We start from the raw sequence: 25,063 nt of genomic DNA, 5'->3' as shown, positions 1-25,063 counted from the left end.
ATTTGATCGGGCTTTTTGTTTGTTAAATCCTTATTGTGATTAATCTCTTCCTAATTTGAAAGGGAAAGCTGTTGGGAATTCTTTTTTAATTTCTTTTAGGGCTCTATCCATTTCTAATTTACTTCTGTAATTACCTATCCATACTTTGTGGTTAGGGGTTTCGTAAACTATCTCTGAACTCCATTGAGGAAAAGCAGTTTCTGCTTTATTTTGAACCTCATTTGCTTCATTGAGATCGCCTGTGAATAATTGCACTCGGTAATTTTCGCTTAAAACACCTTCTTTGTCCATTTTTGTTTTGATATTCAGAAGTTGTTGTATTCTTGGGTCTTGATTTATGGTTACAGTAGGTTCTGCAGGAGGAGCTATTTCTACTGTGGTAAAAACAGTAGGATTGTCAGAATTTGTAGAATCCTGCGCATTCAAAAAGTTCATCCCAACAAAACAAAATCCTAATACGAAAATGCTGTTTTTTTTGTTTAAAATTCTCATTACAAATAGATTTGACACAAAGGTAAAGTTTAATAACTCAAAATCCTTTAAAAATATTATTTAGAATTATTATAAATTAGCACTTAACAGTTCGCTAACATTTCTAAAATCGACTTATTGTAGTACTTTTGCTGTCGAATTAAATGGACGTGGTTTTTGCATCGTTTTTTTAAGAATAACGAAAAAACCATACCAAAATTTAGACGATAATTCTACTTTATAATATGAAACAGGTGAAATACCGAAATTCAGCCTCAAAACTCCTACTTCTAGGAACTGTTTTTTTATTCTCTTTAATGAATCCAGTTTTTGCTCAGGAAGAAGCAGCAACAACTGAAGCGGCTACTGCTGAATCTGCCACTGGTGGAGATGTAGCAAAAGGAGAAGCGTTGTTTAAATCGCTTTGTGCTGCTTGTCACAAAAGATATAAGAAGATGACAGGTCCAGCACTTTTTGGAGTTGCTGATAAGTATGAGAGAGAATGGATTTATTCTTGGGTAAAAAATAGTGCAGCGATGATCGCATCTGGAGATGCAAGAGCGGTTGCTATTTACGAGGAGTACAAAAGAACTCCGATGAATGCATTTCCACAATTGACCAATACCGACATAGATAATATCTTGGCTTATGTAATGGTTCCTAAAGCTGAGCCTAAAACCGCTGCTGTTCCAGATGGAGGTGGTGGGCAAACAGGTTCTGGAGACGGAGCTTCTACTACTCTTATATTAGGAGCGTTGGTATTAGTGTTCTTAATGTTGGTGGTTGTACTGTTCTTAGTGAATAAAACATTAAGAAGTTTCGCAGAAGCTAATGGTGTTGAGTTTGCTGAAGAAGAAGTAAGAACTCCAATTTGGAAAGCTTTTGTGCAGAATCAATTCTTAGTATTAGTGTCAGCGATATTTGTGTTGCTTGCAAGTGGTTACTTTGTATATGGTTATCTAATGCAGGTAGGTGTTGATCAAGGATATATGCCAATTCAGCCAATACACTATTCTCATAAGATTCATGCTGGTGACAACAAGATTGAGTGTAAGTACTGTCACTCTTCTGCTAGAGTTTCTAAACATTCGGGAATTCCTTCTCTGAATGTTTGTATGAACTGCCATAAATCTATAGCTGAAGTTGCAGAAAGCACTGCTACCGATGAATATTCTAAAGAGTTTTATGACGGTGAGATTAAAAAGCTTTATAAAGCTGTTGGTTGGGATGAAGCTGAACAAGCGTATACAGGAAAGACTGAGCCAGTGAAATGGGTTCGTATTCATAATCTACCTGATTTTGCATACTTTAATCATTCTCAGCACGTAAGTGTTGCAGGTGTTGAATGTCAGACATGTCATGGTCCTGTAGAAGAAATGGAAATTATGTATCAGCATGCTCCGCTAACAATGGGATGGTGTATCAACTGTCATAGAGAGACCAATGTGAAGGTGGAAGGAAATGAGTACTATGAGAAGATACATGCAGAGTTGTCTAAGAAGTACGGAGTGGATAAATTAACTGCTGCTCAGATGGGTGGTTTGGAATGTGGAAAGTGCCACTATTAATAAATGATTTATTCGTTTAAACGAAAAAATAAGTAAGAAGCTAATATCAATTATATGTCATCAAACAAGAAATACTGGAAAAGTGTTGAAGAGCTAAATGAAAATAGCTCTATTGTTGAGACGCTACAACAAAATGAATTCGTTCAGGAGATTCCTACGGATGAGTTTTTAGGAGATAAATCATCTCTGGAGAATTCTTCGACTACCCGTCGTGATTTTCTTAAATATGTAGGTTTTAGTACAGCAGCTGCATCATTAGCAGCGTGTGAAGGCCCAGTGATTAAGTCAATACCATATGTAGTGCAACCAGATAGAATTGTTCCTGGTGTTGCCAACTACTATGCAACTACTATTGCTGATGGTTTTGATTTCGCTAGTGTTTTGATTAAGACTAGAGAAGGTCGTCCAATTAAAGTTGAAAATAATAATCTTGCTACTTCTAATGGAGAAGCAAATGCTAGAGTGCATGCTTCTGTATTGTCATTATATGACAGCTCTAGATTGCAAGGTCCAAAGAAAGGTGCAGAGGATATTAGCTGGAGTGAACTTGATAAAGAAGTTGGAGCTAAATTAAATGGTCTTGGAGGTAAGAAGATTGTTTTGTTAACGCAAACTTTTGCAAGTCCTTCTACTTCTAAGCTAATTGCAGAATTTAAAGCGAAATATGCTAACGTTTCTCAGGTCGTTTACGATTCGGTTTCTTACAGCGAAGCATTGGATGCTTATGAAATGATGTATGGAGAAAGAGCATTAGCAGATTATGATTTCTCAAAAGTAAATACTGTAGTTAGTATTGCAGCTGATTTTCTTGGTGATTGGCAAGGTGGGGGATATGATGGAGGGTATGCGCAAGGTCGTGTTCCGAAAAATGGTAAGATGTCAAAGCATATTCAGTTTGAGGCAAATATGTCTCTTTCTGGAGCAAATGCAGATAATAGAATACAAGCAACGCCTACACAGCAAAAGCATGTGCTTGCGGCATTATACAAATATGTAACTGGAGCTGGTTCTAAAGGAGCGTTGGATGCTACATTGGATGCAGAAGTAGTGAAAGCTGCTAAACATATTCAGAAAGCGGGCAGTAATGCTGTTGTTGTTTCTGGAATCCAGGATGTGGATGCTCAATTATTAGTATTAGCGATAAACAAGCATATTAATAGTAAGGCTTTTAACGAAAATACACCTCGAAAAATCCGTCAAGGTAATTCGAAAGCAGTAGCGCAGTTGGTAAAAGATATGAACGCAGGACGTGTTGGAGCGTTACTAATCGCAGGAGTTAATCCAGCATATTCATTACCGAATGCACAGGAATTTAAAGAAGGTCTTAAGAAAGTGGATCTTTCTGTGGCTTTCAGTATGCATAATGATGAAACTGCTTCAGCGTGTAGTTATATAGCTACAACACCGCATTATTTAGAGTCATGGGGTGATGTGGAGTTAAAGAAAGGAAGTTATAGTTTGATGCAACCAACTATTCGTCCTTTGTTTGATACAAGACAATTTCAGGAAACTTTATTAAAGTGGACTGGAAATTCTGCTTCTTATAATGATTATATTAAAAATGCGTGGACAGGAGTTCTAGGTGGAACTTCATGGAGTCAAGCATTGCATGATGGAGTGCTGGTAAAACCAATATTGCCAAAGGAATCTCTAGAAGAAGCTATAAATACTCCAGAAGGAGAAGTTACAGAAGAAAAGCCAGCAGGTCCAAATGTAGGGGCTGCAGCCAGAAGATTAGCGACAGCCAAATCGAATGGATTAGAGCTTACTTTATATACAAAAACAGCTTTAGGTGATGGTCAACAGGCAAATAACCCTTGGTTACAAGAAATGCCTGATCCAATTACCAGAGCTTCTTGGGATAACTACCTAACGATATCGAGAGCAGATGCGGAGGAAATGTCTGATTTAGGTATTTTTAATGAAAATGTTGCAAATGGCGCTTTAAACGGTAGTTACGTTACGGTAGAAGTTAATGGATCAAAGGTTACCGCGCCAGTAATAATCCAACCAGGTCAAGCCAAAGGTTCTGTTGGTTTGGCATTAGGATATGGAAAGACTGCTGGGCTTAAGGAAGAAATGCAAGTAGGAGTTAATGCTTTTGCTTTGTATCAGAATCAGAATGCGGTACAGCCAGTGACTTTGGCGAAAGCTGAGGGTACTCATGAGTTTGCTTGTGTGCAGTTACACAACACGCTAATGGGACGTGGCGATATTATCAAAGAAACTACTTTAGAGATCTTTAATACGAAAGATAAGCATGTTTGGAATGCTGTTCCTGAAGTAAGTAAAAATCATATCGAATACGAGGTTACTTCTCCAGAAGTAGATCTTTGGGATGAATTTGATCGTTCTGTAGGACATCATTTTAATCTTTCTATAGATTTAAATGCTTGTACAGGATGTGGTGCTTGTGTGATTGCTTGTCATGCAGAAAACAATGTTCCTGTTGTTGGAAAATCAGAAATGCGTAGATCACGTGATATGCATTGGTTACGTATAGATCGTTATTATTCTTCTCAAGAAACTTTTGAAGGTGATAATGCTAAAAAAGATGCAATCTCTGGACTAGGAAGTTCGTTATCAGAATTTGGTGAAATGGAAGTTCCTTCGGATAATCCTGAAGTAGCATTCCAACCAGTAATGTGTCAGCATTGTAATCATGCTCCTTGTGAAACAGTTTGTCCAGTTGCGGCGACTTCTCATGGTAGACAAGGACAAAACCATATGGCTTATAACCGTTGTGTAGGTACCAGATACTGTGCAAACAACTGTCCTTACAAGGTAAGAAGATTTAACTGGTTCTTATATAATGAAAACGATGAGTTTGATTATCATATGAACAATGATCTGGGACGTATGGTAATAAATCCAGACGTTACTGTTCGATCAAGAGGTGTTATGGAAAAATGTTCTATGTGTATCCAAATGACACAAAAAACTATTCTAGATGCAAAGAGAGATGGTAGAGTTATTAAAGATGGAGAATTCCAGACGGCTTGTTCGGCTGCTTGTTCTTCGGGAGCAATGACTTTTGGTGATATCAACGATAAGGATAGTAAAGTAGCCAAATTAAAAGAGGATAATAGAATGTATCACTTACTTGAGCATGTAGGTACAAAACCAAACGTGATGTATCAGACGAAAGTAAGAAATACAACAGAAGCCTAATTAACTAAATAAAGAATCAATTCAATTATAAAGGATTATGTCTCATTACGAAGCACCTATAAGAAAACCTTTAGTAACTGGTGATAAAACCTACCACGATGTAACAGTGGATGTTGCTGCGCCAGTTGAAGGTAAAGCAAACAAATCTTGGTGGATTGTGTTTTCAATTGCCCTTGTTGCTTTCCTTTGGGGAATAGGTTGTATAATTTATACAATTTCCACAGGTATCGGGACCTGGGGATTAAATAAAACAGTTGGATGGGCCTGGGATATCACTAACTTCGTTTGGTGGGTAGGTATCGGTCACGCAGGAACACTGATTTCAGCTGTACTATTATTATTCCGTCAGAAATGGAGAATGGCGATTAACCGATCTGCTGAAGCGATGACCATTTTCTCGGTTATTCAGGCAGGTTTATTCCCAATTATTCACATGGGGCGTCCGTGGTTAGCATATTGGGTATTGCCAATTCCAAATCAGTTTGGATCCTTATGGGTAAACTTTAACTCACCACTACTTTGGGATGTATTTGCGATATCAACATATCTTTCAGTTTCATTAGTTTTCTGGTGGACTGGATTATTACCTGATTTTGCGATGATCCGAGATAGAGCGATTACTCCTTTTAACAAGAAAATATACGGTATCCTATCCTTCGGATGGAGTGGTAGAGCAAAAGATTGGCAACGTTTTGAGGAAGTGTCTTTGGTACTTGCAGGTCTAGCAACACCATTAGTACTTTCTGTACATACAATTGTATCTTTTGACTTTGCAACATCAGTAATACCTGGATGGCATACTACAATCTTCCCTCCTTATTTCGTTGCGGGAGCAATTTTTTCAGGATTTGCAATGGTGAACACACTTTTGATCATTATGAGAAAAGTGTCTAATCTAGAAAACTATATCACCATTCAACATATAGAATTAATGAACATCGTAATCATGATTACTGGTTCTATAGTTGGGGTGGCTTATATTACAGAGTTATTTGTTGCATGGTATTCTGGAGTGGAGTATGAACAATATGCATTCTTAAACAGAGCAACAGGACCTTACTGGTGGGCATATTGGGCGATGATGACATGTAACGTGTTCTCACCACAGTTTATGTGGTTCCCTAAACTAAGAAGAAGTATTATGTTCTCTTTCATAATTTCTATAGTGGTAAATATAGGAATGTGGTTTGAGCGTTTCGTAATTATTGTTACTTCTCTTCATAGGGACTACTTACCATCATCTTGGACAATGTTCTCTCCTACATTTGTAGATATAGGAATATTTATCGGTACGATTGGATTCTTCTTTGTGTTGTTCTTGTTATATGCTCGTACATTCCCTGTAATTGCGCAAGCAGAGGTGAAAACAATATTAAAATCTTCTGGAGAGAAGTACAAAAAACTTAGAGAGGCTGGGATTGATCATAGAGATGAACTTCCTAAGGTAGAAGCTAAAATCACTGCAGAAGAAGTTGAAGAGAAAGTAGAGCAAGTAAAAGAAGCTAGTCAGGAAGATATAGATAGTTTGCTTGGTAATCTGGGAACTTTTGACGCTAGTACTCAAACTGCTGATGACCTAAAGAAGGTGAATGGTATCGGTCCAGTAATGGAAAAGAAACTGAATGAAATAGGGATATTTACTTTTGATCAAGTAAGTAAAATGACCGAAAAAGAATACAATTTATTAGATAGTATTACAGGTTCTTTCCCAGGAAGAGCGCAACGCGATGATTGGGCTGGACAAGCTGAAAAATTAAAAAACAATTAGAAGTATGGCATCTAAAGTTATACATGCATTATATACAGATGATGATGTCCTAATGGACGCTGTAAAGCAGGTTCGTTCCGAGCATTATCATATAGAAGAGGTTTATACTCCTTTTCCAGTTCACGGCTTAGATAAAGCTATGGGATTAGCTCCGACAAGATTAGCAATTACATCGTTTATGTATGGATGTGTTGGTCTTACAGTTGCAATCACAATGATGAACTATATCATGATCGAAGATTGGCCTCAAAACATTGGTGGGAAACCAAGTTTTAGTTACATCGAAAACATGCCAGCTTTCGTTCCAATTATGTTTGAGCTTACTGTGTTTTTTGCGGCACACTTAATGGTAATTACTTTTTATATGAGAAGTAAATTGTGGCCTTTTAAGGAAGCTGAAAATCCTGATGTAAGAACTACAGACGATCATTTCTTAATGGAAATAGATGCTAGTCATCACGATGTAGATAAGATGACTAACTTTTTAAGCAACACAGGTGCTGTAGAAATTAAAGTAATAGATAAGCAAGAAGATAACCATTAGTTATAATGAAGAATAGTTTAAATATAATAGTAGTCGCAATAATGATGATTAGTATTGTTTCTTGTAAAAAGGATTCAAAGCCTAATTATCAGTATATGCCTAATATGTATGCGCCTATAGGTTATGAAACCTATGGTCAGTATGAGGTTTTTCCAGGAGGTCAAGAGGCTATGTTACCAGTAGAAGGATCTATTCCTAGAGGTTGGATGCCTTATGATTTTAAAAATGCTCCTGAAGGTTATCAGATGGCTAAAGATTCATTAAAGAATCCTATACGATACACTAAAGAGAATGAAGAGGAAGGAAAGTCTTTGTATGATATTTATTGTGCAATATGTCATGGAGCTAAAGGTGATGGAAAAGGAACTTTGGTAAAAAGAGAAAAGATTTTAGGTGTACCTAGTTATGATGATGCTGGAAGAGCAATTACTGAAGGAAGTATTTATCATGTAATGTATTATGGTATTAATTCTATGGGATCGTATGCTTCTCAAACAAGTGAGCACGAGCGTTGGCAAATTGTTCAGTATGTGCAGAAGTTAAAAGCAGATTTAGAAGGTAAACCAGTTCGCATAGATACTGATGTGGTAGCTCCAAAGATTGTAGAAACTGCAGAACAGTCAACAGAAGAACAGCAAGATAACGCACATTAATTTGGTGCAATTTTTAAAAGTTAAGAATAACGATATTATATAAATATGTATACGCTATCAAGTAAATTAAGATTATTTTCTATCATTTTGATGGTTGTTGGATTAGTGGGATTAACAACTGGGTTTTTAAGCACACCAAAAACTATCGAAGACGTTAAAGAAATGATGGCAGGACACGATGCACACGGTGGTGGTCATGGTGATACGCACGCAACAGCTGATGCTCACTCTTCTAATGGGCATGGAAATGAAGATGCACATGGTGGAGATGCTCACTATGAGCATACATTACATCAATTACAAAATAAGCCATGGGCGGCATTATATGTGGCAGCGTTCTTCTTTTTCATGATAGCTTTAGGTGTTTTAGCTTTTTACGCTATTCAGTTTGCAGCGCAAGCGGGATGGTCACCAGTTCTATTTAGAGTAATGGAAGCTATTACCGCCTATCTTGTTCCAGGTGGTATTATATTATTTGTGATCTTGGCATTATCAGGATTTCATATGAATCATATTTTCCACTGGATGGATGCTGATTTATTAGATCCTTCAAATGAAAAGTATGACGCTTTAATTGACGGTAAAAAAGGATGGTTGAATGTTCCTTTCTTCTTAATTAGAGCAGCAATTTTCTTAGGAGGATGGTTTTTATATCGCCATTTTGCTGTGAAGTATTCTAGAAAGCAAGACGAAGATAGTACTGGTAACAAATGGTACAAGAAAAGTTTTAAAATATCAGCAGGTTTCCTTGTGTTCTTTATTTACACAGAATCAATGGCTTCATGGGATTGGATAATGAGTTTTGATCCACACTGGTTTAGTACATTATTTGGATGGTATGTTTTTGCTGGACTATTCGTTTCAGGAATTACTACAATCGCTTTGATCACTATTTATTTGAAATCAAAAGGTTATTTAGAGTTTGTAAATAATAGTCATATTCATGATTTGGCTAAGTTCATGTTTGGAGTTAGTATATTTTGGACTTACCTATGGTTCTCTCAGTTCATGTTAATATGGTATTCAAATATTCCAGAAGAGGTTACTTATTTCATTACACGTATAGAGGATTATAAATTACCTTTCTTTGGTATGTTGGTAATGAATTTTATATTCCCATTATTAGTCTTAATGAATAGTGATTACAAACGTATTAATTGGTTTGTAGTTATGGCTGGAATTATAATTTTATGCGGACATTATATAGACGTATTTAATATGGTGATGCCAGCATCAGTAGGAGAGTCTTGGTTTATTGGGATCTCAGAGATCAGTGCTGTGTTATTGTTTTTAGGTTTGTTCCTATTCGTAGTATTTAAAGCACTTACTAAAGCACCATTATTAGCTAAGGGTAACCCTTATATTGAAGAAAGTAAACACTTTCATTATTAAAAATTAGATTGTAAAAAAGAAGATAGATAAAAATGACTGTATTCTTAACCATAGTAGTTATAGCACTAATTGGAATCTCCTTATGGCAGATGTCTAAAATATTAAAGTTATCGCAAGTAAAAGGTGCTGATAATTCTCAAGTAGCAAATGATAAGGATAATAACCTTCAGGGTAAATTAATGCTTGCTTTTGTTATATTTATATACGTCCTAACAATCTTTTGTTTTGTACAATATAACAGTTTTTTCTTGCCAGAGTCAGCATCAGAGCACGGTATAGAGTATGATAGATTGATGTTGATTTCAATGGTGTTGATAATGTTTGTTCAGATTATCACACAAGGACTTTTACATTTTTTCTCATACAAGTATAGAGGAAACAAAAATAACAAAGCATTATTTTTTGCAGACAATGATAAATTAGAGTTTATCTGGACAATTATTCCAGTAATTGTATTAGCAGGTTTAATTATATACGGATTGTTTACTTGGACTGATATTATGAATATTGATGAAGAAGAAGGTGATCCATTAATTATTGAGTTATATGCTTACCAGTTTGATTGGAGAGCAAGATATTCGGGTGAAGATAATGTACTTGGTAAGGCTAATGTTCGTTTTATCGAAGGAGTAAATACGTTAGGGTTAGATGCTTCGGATTCTTACGGGATGGATGATAAAATTGTAAATGAGTTACACCTTCCGGTGAATAGAAAGGTAATATTTAAAATGCGTTCTCAGGATGTTTTACATTCTGCTTATATGCCTTTCTTTAGAGCTCAGATGAATGTTGTTCCAGGAATGATTACTGAGTTTTCGTATACTCCAATAATGACGTCTGAAGAGATGCGTAATAGTGAGTTTATGGTTGAAAAAGTTGCAACAATTAACAAAATCAGAAGAGAGAAAAGCAAGAAATTAGTTGCAGCAGGTGATGAGGCTTTGGAGAATTATGAATTTGATTATTACTTGTTATGTAATAAGATCTGTGGAGCTTCTCATTACAATATGCAAATGAAAATTGTTGTTGAGTCCGAAGAGGATTACAATACTTGGCTAAAAGAGCAGAAGACGTTTAAAGAACAGATATCCGCTCAGGCAAGTAATTAAGAAGAAAGAAAAAGAGAAATTATAAATTTTTATTAAAAGTATAATCGTATGTCAGCAATAGCACACGTAGATGGTCATGCAGAAGATCACGATCACGGACATCACCATAAAGAGACCTTTATAACTAAATATATTTTTAGTCAAGATCACAAGATGATCTCAAAGCAGTATTTGATTACTGGGTTGATAATGGGTATCATAGGGATCGCAATGTCTTTATTGTTTAGAATGCAATTGGCTTGGCCTGATCACAAGTTTACTGTTTTTGAAGTTTTACTTGGTAAGTTTGGAGAAGATGGAGTAATGGATCCAAGTATGTATTTGGCTTTGGTAACAATCCACGGTACGATCATGGTATTCTTTGTCCTTACTGCGGGTTTAAGTGGTACGTTTAGTAACCTTTTAATTCCATTGCAGATCGGTGCAAGAGATATGGCATCGGGATTCTTAAATATGGTGTCTTATTGGTTGTTCTTCCTTAGTAGTGTTATTATGGTATTGTCTCTTTTTGCTGAGGCAGGTCCTGCTTCTGCAGGTTGGACAATCTATCCGCCTTTAAGTGCACTTCCGCAAGCGATTGGTGGTTCTGGTACAGGTATGACGTTATGGTTAGTATCGATGGCTATATTCATCGCTTCTTCATTGTTGGGATCATTGAATTATGTTGTAACAGTTATAAACTTACGTACTAAAGGAATGTCAATGACACGTATGCCTCTTACCATTTGGGCATTCTTTGTAACTGCAATTATTGGTATTGTGTCATTCCCAGTGTTATTATCAGCTGCTTTATTACTAATTATGGATAGAGGTTTCGGAACTTCATTCTATTTAAGTGATATTTATATAGCAGGAGAGGTATTGCACAATCAAGGTGGTTCTCCGGTTTTATTTGAACATTTATTTTGGTTCTTAGGGCATCCTGAAGTATACATCGTATTATTACCTGCTTTAGGTATTACTTCCGAGATTATTGCGACTAATGCTCGTAAGCCTATATTTGGTTACAGAGCGATGGTTGCTTCTATATTGGCAATTGCATTTTTATCAACAATTGTTTGGGGTCACCATATGTTTATTTCGGGAATGAATCCATTTTTGGGATCCGTATTTACATTCACAACCTTATTAATTGCAATTCCATCTGCGGTAAAAGCTTTTAACTATATTACCACGCTGTGGAAAGGTAATTTGCAGTTTAATCCGGCTATGTTGTTCTCGATAGGATTAGTATCTACGTTTATTACTGGAGGTCTAACTGGAATTATTTTAGGAGATAGTACTTTGGATATCAACGTACATGATACATATTTCGTAGTGGCACACTTCCACTTAGTAATGGGTATCTCTGCTTTATATGGGTTATTTGCTGGGGTATATCATTGGTTCCCTAAAATGTATGGTAAAATGATGAATAAGAATCTTGGATATGTACATTTCTGGGTAACAGCAATTGGAGCATATGGAGTATTCTTCCCAATGCACTTTATCGGTATGGCAGGTTTACCACGTCGTTATTATACAAATAGTGCATTCCCATATTTTGATGATTTAGCAGATACAAATGTTCTAATTACTGTTTTTGCTTTAATTACAGCAGCGGCACAGTTAGTATTCTTATATAATTTTATACATTCTATTTTCTATGGAAAGAAAGCAACTCAGAATCCATGGAAATCAAATACGATGGAATGGACTACGCCAGTAGAGCACATACACGGTAACTGGCCTGGAGCTATTCCTCACGTATATAGATGGCCTTATGATTACAGTAAGACGAGAGAAGATGGGGAGTATGTAATACCAGGACAAGATTGGGTATCGCAGATTACGCCAATGCAAGATGATGAAGAGGAGTTACATCATTAATGGATATATAACTTCAATAATATATAGAGCCTTTTCAGTTTTATGAAAAGGCTCTTTCTTTTTCTATTATATTTGTTGAAGTTGTATGGAAATCAAATAATGATTTAGAATGTAGCTAAAATGTATCGTACGAATGAATGAAAACCTTAATCCATCAAACGAAAATTATTCTAATGAAGATTTAGATATAGAAAGAGCGTTACGTCCATTGGCCTTTGAAGACTTTTCTGGTCAGGATCAGGTTTTAGAGAATCTTAAAATTTTCGTTCAGGCAGCCAATCTTAGGAATGAAGCTTTGGATCATACCTTATTTCATGGTCCTCCAGGTTTGGGTAAAACTACCTTGGCGCATATTTTGGCAAATGAGCTCGGAGTAGGTATTAAGGTTACGTCAGGTCCAGTATTGGATAAACCAGGAGATTTAGCAGGTTTATTAACTAATTTAGATGATCGTGATGTCTTATTTATAGATGAAATTCATCGTTTAAGTCCTATTGTCGAGGAATATCTATACTCGGCGATGGAAGATTATAAGATTGATATTATGATCGAAAGTGGTCCTAATGCTCGTACAGTGCAAATTAACCTGAACCCATTTACTTTAGTTGGCGCCACGACAAGATCGGGTCTACTAACGGCTCCCATGCGTGCACGTTTTGGAATCCAGTCGAGATTGCAATATTATACTACAGAGTTATTAGCTACTATAGTAGAAAGAAGTGCTCATATACTTAATGTTCCTATTTCCTTGGAAGCCGCGATAGAAATAGCTGGACGGAGTAGAGGAACACCAAGAATTGCCAATGCACTGCTTCGTAGGGTGCGTGATTTTGCACAAATTAAAGGGAATGGTAAAATAGATATAGAAATTTCAAAATTTGCCTTAAAAGCGCTTAATGTAGACGCTCACGGTTTGGATGAAATGGACAATAAAATTCTTACCACACTTATAGATAAGTTTAAAGGAGGTCCTGTTGGAATTACAACCTTGGCTACGGCAGTAAGTGAAAGTGCAGAAACCATAGAAGAAGTATACGAACCTTTTTTGATTCAGCAAGGTTTTATTATGAGAACTCCAAGAGGTAGAGAAGTTACCGCAGCAGCCTATAAACATTTAGGTAGGATAAAAGGAGGTGTTCAAGGTGGTTTATTTTGATTCAATGACATAAATAGTATTCATGAAAATAAGTTTAAAACTGGTAACAGTCGCTGTTATATTTACTTTTGCTTCCTGCGCTAAAAAGGAGAAAGGAAAAATTCCTGTGTATGAGAGTAGAGATTATAATATCTACATGGGAGGAAAACTTGCAGGCTATCAGAAAAGCTCAAGAGACAGTGATGGTGCTTACAGATATATTTATGAATTCAATGATAGAGGTAGAGGTCCACATACCGAAGAAAAAGTTTTGGTAAATGAAAACCATACAATTGTATATCATGAAATAAATGGGCATAATTATTTGAAGGATACAGTTAGTGAGGTTTTTAAGGTTGAAAATGGTCTAGCAAGTTGGAAAAGCAGCTCAGAACAAGGCGAGATCAAATTTGATAATAATTCATTCTTTTCGGCAATAAACAGTTCTTTTGGAACTACAGATATTTTGATCAAGAAATTACTCTCGGCAGAAGATAATGAAGTAGATTTATTACCAGGAGGAAATATTAAAATTACTGCTATTGACCATCATACTATAAATGACTCTATTCAACTAAGATTGGTCGAGTTAACAGGTCAATCTTTTACTCCTTCTTATTCTTGGATCGATGAACAAGATCGATTTTTTGGGTATACCTCTTCATGGATCACTTGTATTCAAAAAGGATATGATAGTATAGTTAAGCAGTTACTTCCAATACAAAAACAGAAAGAAGAACAATATTTAAAGAAAATTAGTTCTACATTAACTCGTAACTCCAGCAAGAAAATATTGCTCAATAATGTGACTTTATTTGATTCGGAAAATGGGAATTTAATTCCTAATATGTTTGTTGTTTTAAATGACAATGTAATTGAAACCGTTAGCAAAACTTCACCTTCTGACACTAAAGCGTATGAGGTGATTGATGGGACGGATAAAACATTACTTCCAGGCTTATTCGATATGCATACTCATATTGATGAGACCGATGGAATTTTACATCTTGCTGCGGGTGTTACTTCAGTGAGGGATTTAGGGAACTCTTTCGATCTTCCTAAGCTAAAGGAAAATTTTGATACGAATAAGCTTATTGGTCCAAGAATTTTGGTGATGAGTGGGTTTATAGACAAAGCAGGACCATATGCAGGGCCAACAGGGAGTATTATTAATAATCTTGAAGAAGGTTTTAAGGCTATCGAAGATTATCATAGTAAAGGATACAAACAAATTAAACTGTACAGCTCTATAGAGCCAGAATGGGTGAAGCCACTTGCAGATAAATCTCATGAATTAGGGATGAGAGTTAGTGGTCATATACCTTCGTTCATGATTGCAGAACAAGCGGTACAAGATGGTTATAACGAGATTCAACATGCTAATATGTTAGCTCTTAATTTTCTTTCTGATACTATCGATACCAGAACCCCTCTTAGATTTTCAATGGTTGCTGAACATAATTATAAGTTAGATTTTGACTCTCAAGAATTCAAAAACTTTATTCAATTGTTGAAAGACAAAAATATAGTTATTGACCCTACCGTCTCTATTTTTGAAGGAATGTTTGTTTCCAAAGCAGGAGATCCAAACCCTTCTTTCAAGAAAATATTAAACAGATTGCCGCTAAATATACAGAGGGGTTATTATTCTGGAGGACTACCAATTCCAGAAGGAAGGGAGGAAGAATATAAAGCTTCTTATGATAAGTTATTAGCACTAGTTAAACAATTATATGATAACGAGGTGTCTATAGTGGCAGGAACAGATGCATTAGCTGGATTTGGACTACATACCGAAATGGAGAACTATGTAAAAGCAGGTATACCATCTTCTGAAGTTTTGAAAATAACAACAGCTATCTCAGCTAAAGTATGTGGTTTTGATGAGAAGTTGGGTGCAGTAAAAGAAGGTTACTTAGCAGATTTAATTCTTGTTGATGGAAATCCTGTAGAAAATATCAGTGATATTAGAAAAGTGGAGCTTACTATTAAAGATGGAAAATTGTATTACCCTAAGAAGTTATACAACGTTATAGGCGTAAAGCATTTTGAATAAATTAATCCTTCCATGAAGAGCATAACTACATCAATTCCTAAAGTTTCTTTTTTTAAGGTACTTAGAAATGCAAAACAGATTTTAAGTAATCCGTTACCATTTCATCGTAGGAACTTTAAAAAATTCGGAAATGTTTTTCAGGTAAGTTTAGGATTTGGAAACTCCGTTATATTTACTAGAGATGCTGGTTTTGCTAAGCATATGTTACAAAATCAACATCGCAAATATTATAAATCGCCGCTTCAGACAAAAGATTTAGGAAAGTATATAGGTATTGGTCTCTTAACTTCTAATGGAGAACATTGGTTAAAACAGAGAAGACTCATACAGCCTGCTTTTTACAAGAAAAAGATTGATATCATTGCTAAGACAATTAGGCAAACCATTGATGAAGAGCTTGCCAGAATTGTTCCAGATAAAGCAATGGATGTATACCCTTTAATGAATGATTTGGCATTTAAAGTAGTTGCAAAGTCGTTATTTAGTTATACAGATACGGGTAACACTATGGCTAGATTGCAACATATTACTGAAGCTGCTCAGCAATCTTTAATAAGAGAAATAAGACAGCCTTATAAACGATGGTGGTTTCATTTAAGTGGTCAAATTAGAAGTACGCTGAGCTTAACGCAAGAAGCAAGAGATATACTTCATAAGATTATCGAAGATAGGCGAAAATCTAAAGAAGCCTATGATGATTTATTGGATATGCTACTAAACTCTACATATGAAGATGGTAGCTATATGGATAATGAAAGGTTGATAGATGAGATATTAATATTATTTGTAGCGGGACATGAAACTACCTCCAATGCCTTATCTTTTTGTCTAAGTTTGTTGGCGCTGCATCCACAAATTCAGAAAAACGTACACAACGAAATTAGTGTTTCAGAAGGGGAAGAGTTATCGTTAATGGAACAATTCGAAAAGAGTAAATACACAGCTCAGTGTATTGAAGAATCTATGCGATTATATCCTCCAGCATATTTTTCAGATCGTGTGAGTATTGAAGATGATCAGTATGAAAATATCAATCTTCCTAAGGGAACTACCGTATTAATTTCATTTTTCGAAATACATAGGCATAAAGATTTTTGGGAAGATCCTCTCGCTTTTAATCCAGATCGATTTCATTCAGATAATAAAAAGAAATATTCAGATTGGTACTTTCCGTTTGGAGCAGGACCAAGGATGTGTGTAGGAAGCAATTTTGCAATGTATGAAATGATATATGCAGTTAGTGAATTAGTGAGGAAATATAAAATAACGACCACTATCTCTGAAATAGAAATTAAACCACTGATTACATTGAAGCCGGTAAATGCGATTTTAAAATTTGAAGAAAGATAAATTTCTTGAAAAGTAGAGCCCAACATACCCGTTTGATTAAGGATGAGGCCAAACGTCTTGGGTTTTTATCATGTGGTATTAGTAAAGCTGAATTTTTAGAAGAAGAAGCTCCTCGATTAGAAAAATGGCTCAATCAAAATATGCACGGACAAATGTCCTATATGGAAAATCATTTTGATAAACGATTAGATCCTACATTGCTAGTTCCAGATTCTAAAAGTGTAATATCACTACTACTTAATTATTTTCCGTCAGATTATCAAAAAGATGAGAATGCACCTAAAATCTCCAAGTATGCATATGGGCAGGATTACCATCATGTGATTAAAAAGAAATTAAAGGAACTTCAAGAGTATATTTCCGAAGAAATTGGAGAAGTTCATGGAAGAGCATTTGTGGATTCAGCTCCCGTTCTCGATAAGGCTTGGGCAGCAAAAAGCGGTTTAGGTTGGATTGGTAAGAATAGTAATCTTTTAACTCAAAAAGTAGGTTCATTTTATTTTATCGCAGAGCTAATCATTGATCTCGAATTAGATTACGATACTCCTGTTACTGATCATTGTGGCACGTGTACAGCTTGTATCGACGCATGTCCCACGCAAGCTATTGTTGACCCATATGTGGTAGATGGTAGCAAGTGTATTTCTTATTTTACAATTGAGCTAAAAGAAGAGATCCCTACAGAGTACAAAGGGCAATTCGATAATTGGATGTTTGGTTGTGATGTATGTCAGGATGTATGTCCATGGAATCGCTTTTCTAAACCTCATAATGAACCTCTTTTTAATCCTAAACCAGAATTACTGGAAATGACCAAAAAAGATTGGGAAGAGATCACGCAAGAGGTGTTTTCAAAAGTTTTTCAGAAGTCTGCTGTAAAAAGAACTAAATTTTCCGGTCTTAATAGGAATATTCAATTTTTGAAGGACTAGTTCGTTTTTTGCTGAAAAATTCATAATACAAACGGTTGTATATATCATATTAACTGTTTTTAGTGCTAAAAAATCAATATTTTTAACAGAAACTTGTATCTTCATCAGGGTTTGTCTAAAAATCATGAGATTTCCATATTCTAAGTGTTTGAAAATTGGAAGCTCTTTAGACTAGAAGTTAGGAAAGGCATTAAACATTTCACACATGAATGAATTATCTTATATTGATATTACAGTAATTGTAGTATATCTTATCGGAATTATTATTTATGGAATTTCAAAATCAAAACGAGGAAGTTCCGAGGACTATTTTTTAGGAGGTAGAACAATGACTTGGCCTATTGTTGGAATTGCATTGTTCTCTGCAAATATTTCCAGTTCTACATTAGTAGGTTTAGCATCAGATGCATATCAAACAAATATTAACGTGTACAATTACGAATGGTACGCGGTAGTAGTGTTGATCTTTTTTGCAATTTTCTTTTTACCATTTTATCTCCGATCGGGAGTATATACTATGCCAGAGTTTTTGGAACGGCGGTATGATAAAAGATCCAGATATTATTTTTCATTTATTACGGTTGTAGGTAATATTTTGGTGGATACCGCAGCTGGATTGTATGTAGGTAAGATAGTATTAACCTTGTTGTTTCCATCAATGGATTCTACGTTAATTCTTGTCATATTAGCAGTTGCTGCTGCTGCCTATACAATTCCAGGAGGATTAAACTCGGTAATACAGACTGAGGTTATACAAGCAGTCCTCTTGATCATCGGTTCTTGTTTGCTTACCTATTTTGCTTTTGATCAATTGGGAGGCGGTTGGTCCGGAATGATGGCTAAATTAGATAGTATGTTGTCTGCAGGAGAGGTAGATTTTGGAAATCGGTTGGCAGAAGGTAAATATATACCTTCAAATTCTGGTGAAGTTTTTAGTTTAGTACGACCAGATAACGACGAGTTCATGCCTTGGTGGGGATTACTCACCGGTGTGCCACTACTAGGATTCTATTTTTGGGCAAATAACCAGTTTATGGTACAACGAGTTTTAGGGGCGAAAGATCTAAATCATGGACGTTGGGGAGCTCTGTTTGCAGGATTACTAAAATTACCTGTGATTTTTATCATGGTAGTTCCAGGAGTATTAGCGTTGCTATTATTTAGTACGTTGGATATTACCAGTTTGAATTACGCTTTGACAGATGGCTCCATCTGTGATAATCTTGCTGATTGTCCGAATCTTACGTATCCTGTTCTGTTATTTCAGTTATTACCTGTTGGGGTGTTAGGGTTGGTCGTGGCAGGTTTGATGGCAGCAATGATGTCTTCGGTATCAGCAACATTTAATTCTGCTTCTACGTTAGTGACAATGGATTTTGTAAAACAAATAAAACCAGATCTTACGAGTCAACAATTAGTACGAGTAGGACAAATCACAACAATCATTCTTGTGGTTTTGGCGATTTCCTGGGTGCCATTTATAGAAAGTGTTAGTGATTCTTTATGGACTTATTTGCAATTGGTTATTGCGTATACATGTCCACCAGCAGTATCAACTTTTGTATTAGGTCTCTTTTGGAAACGAGCCAATGGAAATGGTTCTATAGTAAGCTTACTTACTGGTTTCTTATTAGCAGTATTAATGATTTTATCTCAAACTTTTGATTGGGTTCCCGAAGTAAATGAATTACACTTTTTAGCAAAAGCTACTTGGTTATTTATTATATGCATATTTTTACATGTAGTAGTAAGTTTAATTACTAAACCGCAATCGGAGGCTCAAATAGAAGAATATACATATAAACGTGAAATGTTTATTGAGGAATCTAAAGAACTTGTTGGATTACCTTGGTACAAAAATTATAGAATATTGTCTGTAATTCTTCTGGTAATTACTGCCGTAGTAGTTGGTTTTTTCTGGTAACATAAATAATTGGTATGCTAAAGTTTAGATTAAAACATTTGATAATCGTAGTGGTTTCATTAGTGTTGGTTAACTGCAAGGATAAAGAGAAGGTCGAATATCTAGGTCATGATATATTATTGGATCAACTTATTTTTCAGGAGGATACGGATGGAGATAAAAAGATTACAGTAGATGATAAGGGGCCTAAAAAGTTTGAATTTATAAATGCTAATGGAGAGACTAATGTCGTAGAAGGAACTTATCATTTGTCTAATTTGCTTCAGGAACTGGCAATTGCAGAAAAGAATGATACGATATCCTTGGATAAAGTTACAGAATCCCCAAGTGATCGAATTTCAAGATTAATCAAAACACGATATTGGGATAATCTAACCAGATCGGTTGATAAAAAAGGACTGGCAGTAGTATTAGAAGATACAAAGTCTGAAACCGATACGTTCCGATTATATGTTCCATTTAATGATAAGGAGGCTATCGCGTATTTTGAGTCTATAAAAACAGAAATTCCTAAGTTAAAAGTAATCACCTTACCAGAAAAAATAACACCAGCGTATGTAAAAACCTTAAATAATGCGTCAGGTATTCTTAATCTAGATCATTATACTGATGAAAAAGGGAATTATAATGCAAAACCTTTTGTAGTTCCTGGTGGAAGATTTAATGAGATGTATGGATGGGATAGTTATTTCGAATCTATTGGTCTGCTGATTGATGGTCGTTCTGATTTGGCAATGTCGATGGCAGATAATTTTGGATACCAGATAGAACATTATGGTAAGATTTTAAATGCAAATAGAAGTTATTATCTAACACGAACACAACCACCATTTTTCAGTTCTTTAGTAAAAGAAATTTATCAGCAAAACCCTTCAGTGTCTAGAGAATGGTTGTCAGATAATCTAAAAATGATTATCAAAGAATATGAGACTATATGGATGGCGAAAGGAATACGTCTAACCGATACGGGTTTGAGTCGTTTTTATGGAGAAGGAATTGGAATCCCTCCAGAAACCGAGGAAGGTCATTTTGATTTCATATTAAATAAATTTGCTAAGAAGCATAGTTTAACATTAGAAGAATTTACAGCTAAGTATGATTCCGGAGAGATTGTAGACAAGGAATTAGACCTGTATTTTACACATGATCGCTCTATGAGAGAGAGTGGTCATGATACATCTAACCGATTGGATGATGTTTGTATTCATTTAAATACTGTGGGTATTAATAGTTTATTGTATAAGTATGAGCAAGATATTGCCTATTTAATCAAAGAAGTCTATGATGATAAGTTTATAGTAAATGATAAGGACTATACATCCTCATATTGGTTGTCTAAAGCTGAAGAAAGAAAAAAGTTGATGAATGATTTGCTTTGGGATGCTGAGAAAGAAGCATATTACGACTACAATTTTATTACTAAAACCAAACAAAAAATTGAATCTGCCACAAATTATTATCCGCTATGGGCTGGATTATCTTCTAAGGAGCAAGCAGAATCTTTAGTTAAGAATTTATTTCAAGAGCTAGTGCAGAAAGGCGGAGTAGCTGCAACTACAGATATTGCAAACAAAGAGGATCCAAATGCTCCACAACGCCAATGGGACTATCCTAATGGTTGGGCTCCACATCAGATGATGATATGGAGAGGATTAATGAATTACGGTTATGAAAAAGAAGCTCAGGAATTGGTATATCGTTGGTTATGGATGATTACTAAAAATGCGGTTAATTATAACGGAACCATCCCAGAAAAGTATGATGTTGTCCAATGCACACACAAGGTATATGCAGAGTATGGCAATGTAGGTACTGAATTCGATTATATCACTCCAAGTGGATTTGGATGGATGAATGCCTCATATCAATTAGGATTAAGCATTTTAAATGAAAAATTAAAGTCGCAGTTAGATGATTTGGTAGATCCTAATGAAATTTTTAATAAAAGGTAGTTGTAATTGATAATTTCGTAATTTATTTCATAAAAAAACATCAACTTCTCTTAAGTGTTTATTTTTTTAAAGATAACTTGGATTTGCCTTTTGCATCTCGTTCAGACTTGTACCTTTGTATAGCACACAATTTTTATTGATTTAGTATGAGTATCGAAAGTAAACGAAGAGAAGCATTAATTTATCACGCAAAACCTTCTCCTGGTAAAATCAAGGTTGTACCTACCAAAAAATATGCTACACAAAGAGATTTATCTTTAGCATATTCTCCTGGAGTAGCAGAACCTTGTTTAGAAATCGAAAAAGATACAGCAAACGTATATAAATATACTGCTAAAGGAAACTTGGTGGCCGTCATCTCTAACGGAACCGCTGTTTTAGGTCTTGGTGATATCGGACCAGAAGCATCAAAACCAGTGATGGAAGGAAAGGGACTGTTATTCAAAATCTTTGCAGATATTGATGTGTTTGATATCGAGGTGGATACGAAAGATGTAGACGCATTTATCGAAACCGTAAAAAATATTGCACCTACCTTTGGAGGAATTAATTTAGAAGATATTAAAGCCCCTGAAGCTTTTGAAATTGAAAGACGTCTTAAAGAGGAATTGGATATCCCAGTAATGCATGACGATCAGCATGGAACTGCTATTATTTCTGCTGCTGCTCTCTTAAATGCTCTGGAAATTGCAGAGAAAGATATTGATAAAGTAAAAATAGTAGTTAGTGGAGCAGGAGCTGCCGCAGTGTCTTGTACAAGATTATACAAAGCTTTTGGAGCCAAAGCTGAGAATATCGTAATGACCGATAGTAAAGGAGTTATAAGAAGTGATCGGGATAATCTGACTAAAGAAAAAGCTGAATTTGCAACCAATCGAGATCTAAATACATTGGCAGATGCGATGGAGGATGCTGATGTTTTTATAGGACTTTCAATGGCTAATTTAGTTGATCCTGAAATGTTGTTGTCTATGGCAGAAAATCCTATTGTTTTTGCTATGGCTAATCCGGATCCTGAAATACAGTATGATTTAGCAATTGATACTCGTAAAGATATCATCATGGCAACCGGAAGAAGTGACCATCCTAATCAGGTAAATAATGTTCTAGGGTTTCCATTTATATTTAGAGGAGCATTAGATGTAAGAGCAACTGGGATTAATGAAGAAATGAAAATGGCTGCTGTAAAAGCACTTGCCGAATTAGCTAAAGAACCAGTTCCTGAGCAAGTGAATATAGCATACGGAGAAACAAGACTTAATTTTGGTAGAGATTATATCATCCCTAAGCCTTTTGATCCTCGTCTAATCGCTAAAGTACCACCAGCAGTCGCCAAAGCAGCAATAGATAGCGGTATCGCGACAGCACCAATTGAGGATTGGGATAAATATGAAAGCGAACTTTTAGAGCGAATGGGGAATGATAATAAATTAGTGAGATTATTGATGGATCGCGCTAAATTAAGCCCTAAACGAGTTGTTTTTGCCGAAGGAGATCATTTAGATGTTCTTAAAGCTGCTCAAACAGTGAAAGAAGAAGGAATTGCTTTTCCAATTTTACTAGGAAGAAAGGATATCATCATCGAACTTATGAAAGAGATTGATTTTGATGCCGCAGGAGTAACAATTATCGATCCAAAAGCAGACGAAGAAATTGATCGCAAAAATAGATACGCACAAAAGTACTGGCAAGAGAATAGTAGAAAAGGAATTACCTTATACGGAGCACAGAGATTAATGCGAGAGCGTAATTATTTTGCTGCTATGATGGTAAATGAAGGAGATGCTGATGCACTCTTATCTGGATATTCCCGAAGTTATCCAACAGTATTAAAACCAATGTTAGAGCTTATTGGTTTAGCTAAAGGAGCTACGAGAGTTGCTACCATGAATGTTATGATGACTAATAAAGGACCTTTGTTTATCAGCGATACTTCTATTAATATAGATCCAACATCAAAAGAATTGGCAAAGATTGCTCAAATGACAGCTAGAACTGTAGAAATGTTTGGAGTAGATCCAGTGATTGCAATGATCTCTTATGCGAATTTTGGGTCTTCAAAGCATCCAAATGCGTCTAAGGTGAAAGATGCTGTTTCTTATTTACATAGATATTATCCAAACTTAATTGTTGATGGAGAATTGCAGATGGACTTTGCTTTGAATCGAGATATGCGTAAGGATAAATTCCCATTTTCTAAACTCAACGGTCGTAAGGTGAATACATTGGTTTTTCCAAGTTTGGATTCTGCAAATAGTACCTATAAAATGCTTAAGGAATTAAATAATTTTGAATCCATAGGTCCTATTATGATGGGAATGAAAAAACCAGTTCATATTTTGCAATTAGGGGCTAGCGTAGAAGAGATAATTAATGTTGCTGCTGTGGCGGTTATTGATGCTCAGGAGAAAGAAAAAAGAGAAAAAGAGATGTTTTCACTAGTTACTAGTGAGGCATAATTCGAAATATTGATAATATTTTACTAGTATAATAAGCTTCAAAAAGTTATCTTTTTGAAGCTTATTTTTTTAGCAGATTTTGTAGGATAATTTTCTTACTTTTGGATGCTTAACACTCATCTATAGAATGATTACACAAATCAAAGGGCGTCTCATAGAAAAAAATCCAACGGATGTAGTAATAGATTGTAATGGAGTAGGGTATCAATTACATGTTTCTTTACATACATTTTCTCTCATACCAGATCAAGAGGTTTTACAGTTGTACACACATCTTCAGATAAAAGAAGATTCACATACCTTATTTGGTTTTGCAGAAAAATCCGAACGTGAGATTTTTAGACTTCTAATTTCTGTATCAGGAATTGGTGCTAGTACTGCTAGAACAATGCTGTCTTCTTTACATCCAGACCAGATTAAAGAAGCAATCGCTTCTAATGATGTGGCAACGATACAATCTATAAAAGGAATTGGAGCAAAAACGGCTCAGCGTGTTATCATAGATCTAAAAGATAAAATTCTTAAAGTTTATAATATTGATGAACTTTCTGTATCCCAAAACAATACTAATAAGGATGAAGCGTTATCTGCTTTAGAAACCCTTGGATTTAATAGAAAACAAGCAGAAAAGGTTGTGGATAAAATCGTAAAAGCGAATCCGACAGAAACTGTAGAAAATATTATCAAGCAAGCACTAAAAAATTTATAAA

17 protein-coding genes are annotated in these 25,063 nt (G+C 35.4%); 16 read left to right on the top strand and 1 reads right to left on the bottom strand.

Annotated elements, in window-relative coordinates; genetic code table 11:
* Positions 1-39: 39 nt before the first annotated feature.
* Positions 40-492, bottom strand: coding sequence for an SPOR domain-containing protein (locus ACWNT5_RS01855; protein ID WP_299894953.1), 453 nt, complete (start codon positions 490-492; stop codon positions 40-42).
* Positions 493-716: 224 nt separating this feature from the next.
* On the opposite strand from ACWNT5_RS01855, the gene ACWNT5_RS01850 reads away from it, so the two are divergent.
* The 16 genes from ACWNT5_RS01850 to ruvA all read left to right on the top strand — a co-directional run bounded on the left by ACWNT5_RS01850 (position 717) and on the right by ruvA (position 25,062).
* Complete coding sequence (locus ACWNT5_RS01850) at positions 717-2,039, top strand: c-type cytochrome (RefSeq protein WP_456516432.1); 1,323 nt, start codon at positions 717-719, stop codon at positions 2,037-2,039.
* A gap of 54 nt (positions 2,040-2,093) precedes the next feature.
* On the top strand, positions 2,094-5,210 hold the full coding sequence (locus tag ACWNT5_RS01845) for a TAT-variant-translocated molybdopterin oxidoreductase (protein ID WP_456516431.1): 3,117 nt from the start codon (positions 2,094-2,096) through the stop codon (positions 5,208-5,210).
* A gap of 34 nt (positions 5,211-5,244) precedes the next feature.
* Entirely contained in the window at positions 5,245-6,978 is a 1,734-nt protein-coding gene (nrfD, locus tag ACWNT5_RS01840) for an NrfD/PsrC family molybdoenzyme membrane anchor subunit (protein WP_299604665.1), read from the top strand.
* Between the two features lie 4 nt (positions 6,979-6,982).
* Positions 6,983-7,522 (top strand): DUF3341 domain-containing protein, encoded by a 540-nt coding sequence (locus ACWNT5_RS01835; RefSeq protein ID WP_299603561.1) that lies wholly within the window; start codon positions 6,983-6,985, stop codon positions 7,520-7,522.
* A gap of 5 nt (positions 7,523-7,527) precedes the next feature.
* The gene (locus tag ACWNT5_RS01830) at positions 7,528-8,175 is read left to right on the top strand and encodes a c-type cytochrome (RefSeq protein WP_299603558.1); all 648 of its coding nucleotides are present in this window, start codon (positions 7,528-7,530) and stop codon (positions 8,173-8,175) included.
* 45 nt (positions 8,176-8,220) lie between these two features.
* A complete protein-coding gene (locus tag ACWNT5_RS01825; RefSeq protein WP_299603555.1) occupies positions 8,221-9,567 on the top strand; it encodes a quinol:cytochrome C oxidoreductase in 1,347 nt (448 codons plus the stop codon).
* A 32-nt stretch (positions 9,568-9,599) separates the two neighbouring features.
* Positions 9,600-10,676, top strand: coding sequence for a cytochrome c oxidase subunit II (locus ACWNT5_RS01820; RefSeq protein ID WP_299603552.1), 1,077 nt, complete (start codon positions 9,600-9,602; stop codon positions 10,674-10,676).
* A 48-nt stretch (positions 10,677-10,724) separates the two neighbouring features.
* Complete coding sequence (locus ACWNT5_RS01815; protein WP_299603549.1) at positions 10,725-12,545, top strand: cytochrome c oxidase subunit I; 1,821 nt, start codon at positions 10,725-10,727, stop codon at positions 12,543-12,545.
* Between the two features lie 133 nt (positions 12,546-12,678).
* Positions 12,679-13,701: a Holliday junction branch migration DNA helicase RuvB gene (gene ruvB, locus ACWNT5_RS01810; RefSeq protein ID WP_299603546.1), complete on the top strand. Its 1,023-nt coding sequence runs from the start codon at positions 12,679-12,681 to the stop codon at positions 13,699-13,701.
* A gap of 22 nt (positions 13,702-13,723) precedes the next feature.
* Positions 13,724-15,736, top strand: a complete 2,013-nt coding sequence (locus ACWNT5_RS01805) for an amidohydrolase family protein (RefSeq protein WP_299603543.1) — start codon at positions 13,724-13,726, stop codon at positions 15,734-15,736.
* Positions 15,737-15,748: 12 nt separating this feature from the next.
* Positions 15,749-17,086 carry a cytochrome P450 gene (locus ACWNT5_RS01800; protein ID WP_456516430.1) on the top strand — a complete coding sequence of 446 codons (1,338 nt, stop codon included), beginning with the start codon at positions 15,749-15,751 and terminating at the stop codon, positions 17,084-17,086.
* Positions 17,087-17,091: 5 nt separating this feature from the next.
* On the top strand, positions 17,092-18,018 hold the full coding sequence (gene queG / locus ACWNT5_RS01795) for a tRNA epoxyqueuosine(34) reductase QueG (RefSeq protein ID WP_299603537.1): 927 nt from the start codon (positions 17,092-17,094) through the stop codon (positions 18,016-18,018).
* A gap of 205 nt (positions 18,019-18,223) precedes the next feature.
* Positions 18,224-19,942: a sodium:solute symporter gene (locus ACWNT5_RS01790; protein ID WP_299603534.1), complete on the top strand. Its 1,719-nt coding sequence runs from the start codon at positions 18,224-18,226 to the stop codon at positions 19,940-19,942.
* Between the two features lie 14 nt (positions 19,943-19,956).
* Entirely contained in the window at positions 19,957-21,894 is a 1,938-nt protein-coding gene (locus tag ACWNT5_RS01785) for a trehalase family glycosidase (RefSeq protein ID WP_299603531.1), read from the top strand.
* Between the two features lie 146 nt (positions 21,895-22,040).
* On the top strand, positions 22,041-24,353 hold the full coding sequence (locus ACWNT5_RS01780; protein WP_299603528.1) for an NADP-dependent malic enzyme: 2,313 nt from the start codon (positions 22,041-22,043) through the stop codon (positions 24,351-24,353).
* 127 nt (positions 24,354-24,480) lie between these two features.
* The gene (ruvA, locus tag ACWNT5_RS01775) at positions 24,481-25,062 is read left to right on the top strand and encodes a Holliday junction branch migration protein RuvA (RefSeq protein ID WP_456516429.1); all 582 of its coding nucleotides are present in this window, start codon (positions 24,481-24,483) and stop codon (positions 25,060-25,062) included.
* The last annotated feature ends 1 nt before the right edge of the window (position 25,063 follow it).

It is taken from the genome of Aquimarina sp. 433 (genome assembly GCF_054054605.1).
This window is presented reverse-complemented; position numbering and strand designations above follow the sequence as displayed.

Coding starts and splice junctions, on each gene's coding strand:
- ACWNT5_RS01785 (WP_299603531.1), top strand. CDS start 19,957: ATGCTAAAGTTTAGATTAAAACATTTGATAATCGTAGTGGTTTCATTA.
- ACWNT5_RS01805 (WP_299603543.1), top strand. CDS start 13,724: ATGAAAATAAGTTTAAAACTGGTAACAGTCGCTGTTATATTTACTTTT.
- ACWNT5_RS01835 (WP_299603561.1), top strand. CDS start 6,983: ATGGCATCTAAAGTTATACATGCATTATATACAGATGATGATGTCCTA.
- ACWNT5_RS01780 (WP_299603528.1), top strand. CDS start 22,041: ATGAGTATCGAAAGTAAACGAAGAGAAGCATTAATTTATCACGCAAAA.
- ruvA (WP_456516429.1), top strand. CDS start 24,481: ATGATTACACAAATCAAAGGGCGTCTCATAGAAAAAAATCCAACGGAT.
- ACWNT5_RS01800 (WP_456516430.1), top strand. CDS start 15,749: ATGAAGAGCATAACTACATCAATTCCTAAAGTTTCTTTTTTTAAGGTA.
- ACWNT5_RS01820 (WP_299603552.1), top strand. CDS start 9,600: ATGACTGTATTCTTAACCATAGTAGTTATAGCACTAATTGGAATCTCC.
- ACWNT5_RS01825 (WP_299603555.1), top strand. CDS start 8,221: ATGTATACGCTATCAAGTAAATTAAGATTATTTTCTATCATTTTGATG.
- ruvB (WP_299603546.1), top strand. CDS start 12,679: ATGAATGAAAACCTTAATCCATCAAACGAAAATTATTCTAATGAAGAT.
- ACWNT5_RS01850 (WP_456516432.1), top strand. CDS start 717: ATGAAACAGGTGAAATACCGAAATTCAGCCTCAAAACTCCTACTTCTA.
- ACWNT5_RS01845 (WP_456516431.1), top strand. CDS start 2,094: ATGTCATCAAACAAGAAATACTGGAAAAGTGTTGAAGAGCTAAATGAA.
- ACWNT5_RS01790 (WP_299603534.1), top strand. CDS start 18,224: ATGAATGAATTATCTTATATTGATATTACAGTAATTGTAGTATATCTT.
- ACWNT5_RS01830 (WP_299603558.1), top strand. CDS start 7,528: ATGAAGAATAGTTTAAATATAATAGTAGTCGCAATAATGATGATTAGT.
- ACWNT5_RS01855 (WP_299894953.1), bottom strand. CDS start 492: ATGAGAATTTTAAACAAAAAAAACAGCATTTTCGTATTAGGATTTTGT.
- ACWNT5_RS01815 (WP_299603549.1), top strand. CDS start 10,725: ATGTCAGCAATAGCACACGTAGATGGTCATGCAGAAGATCACGATCAC.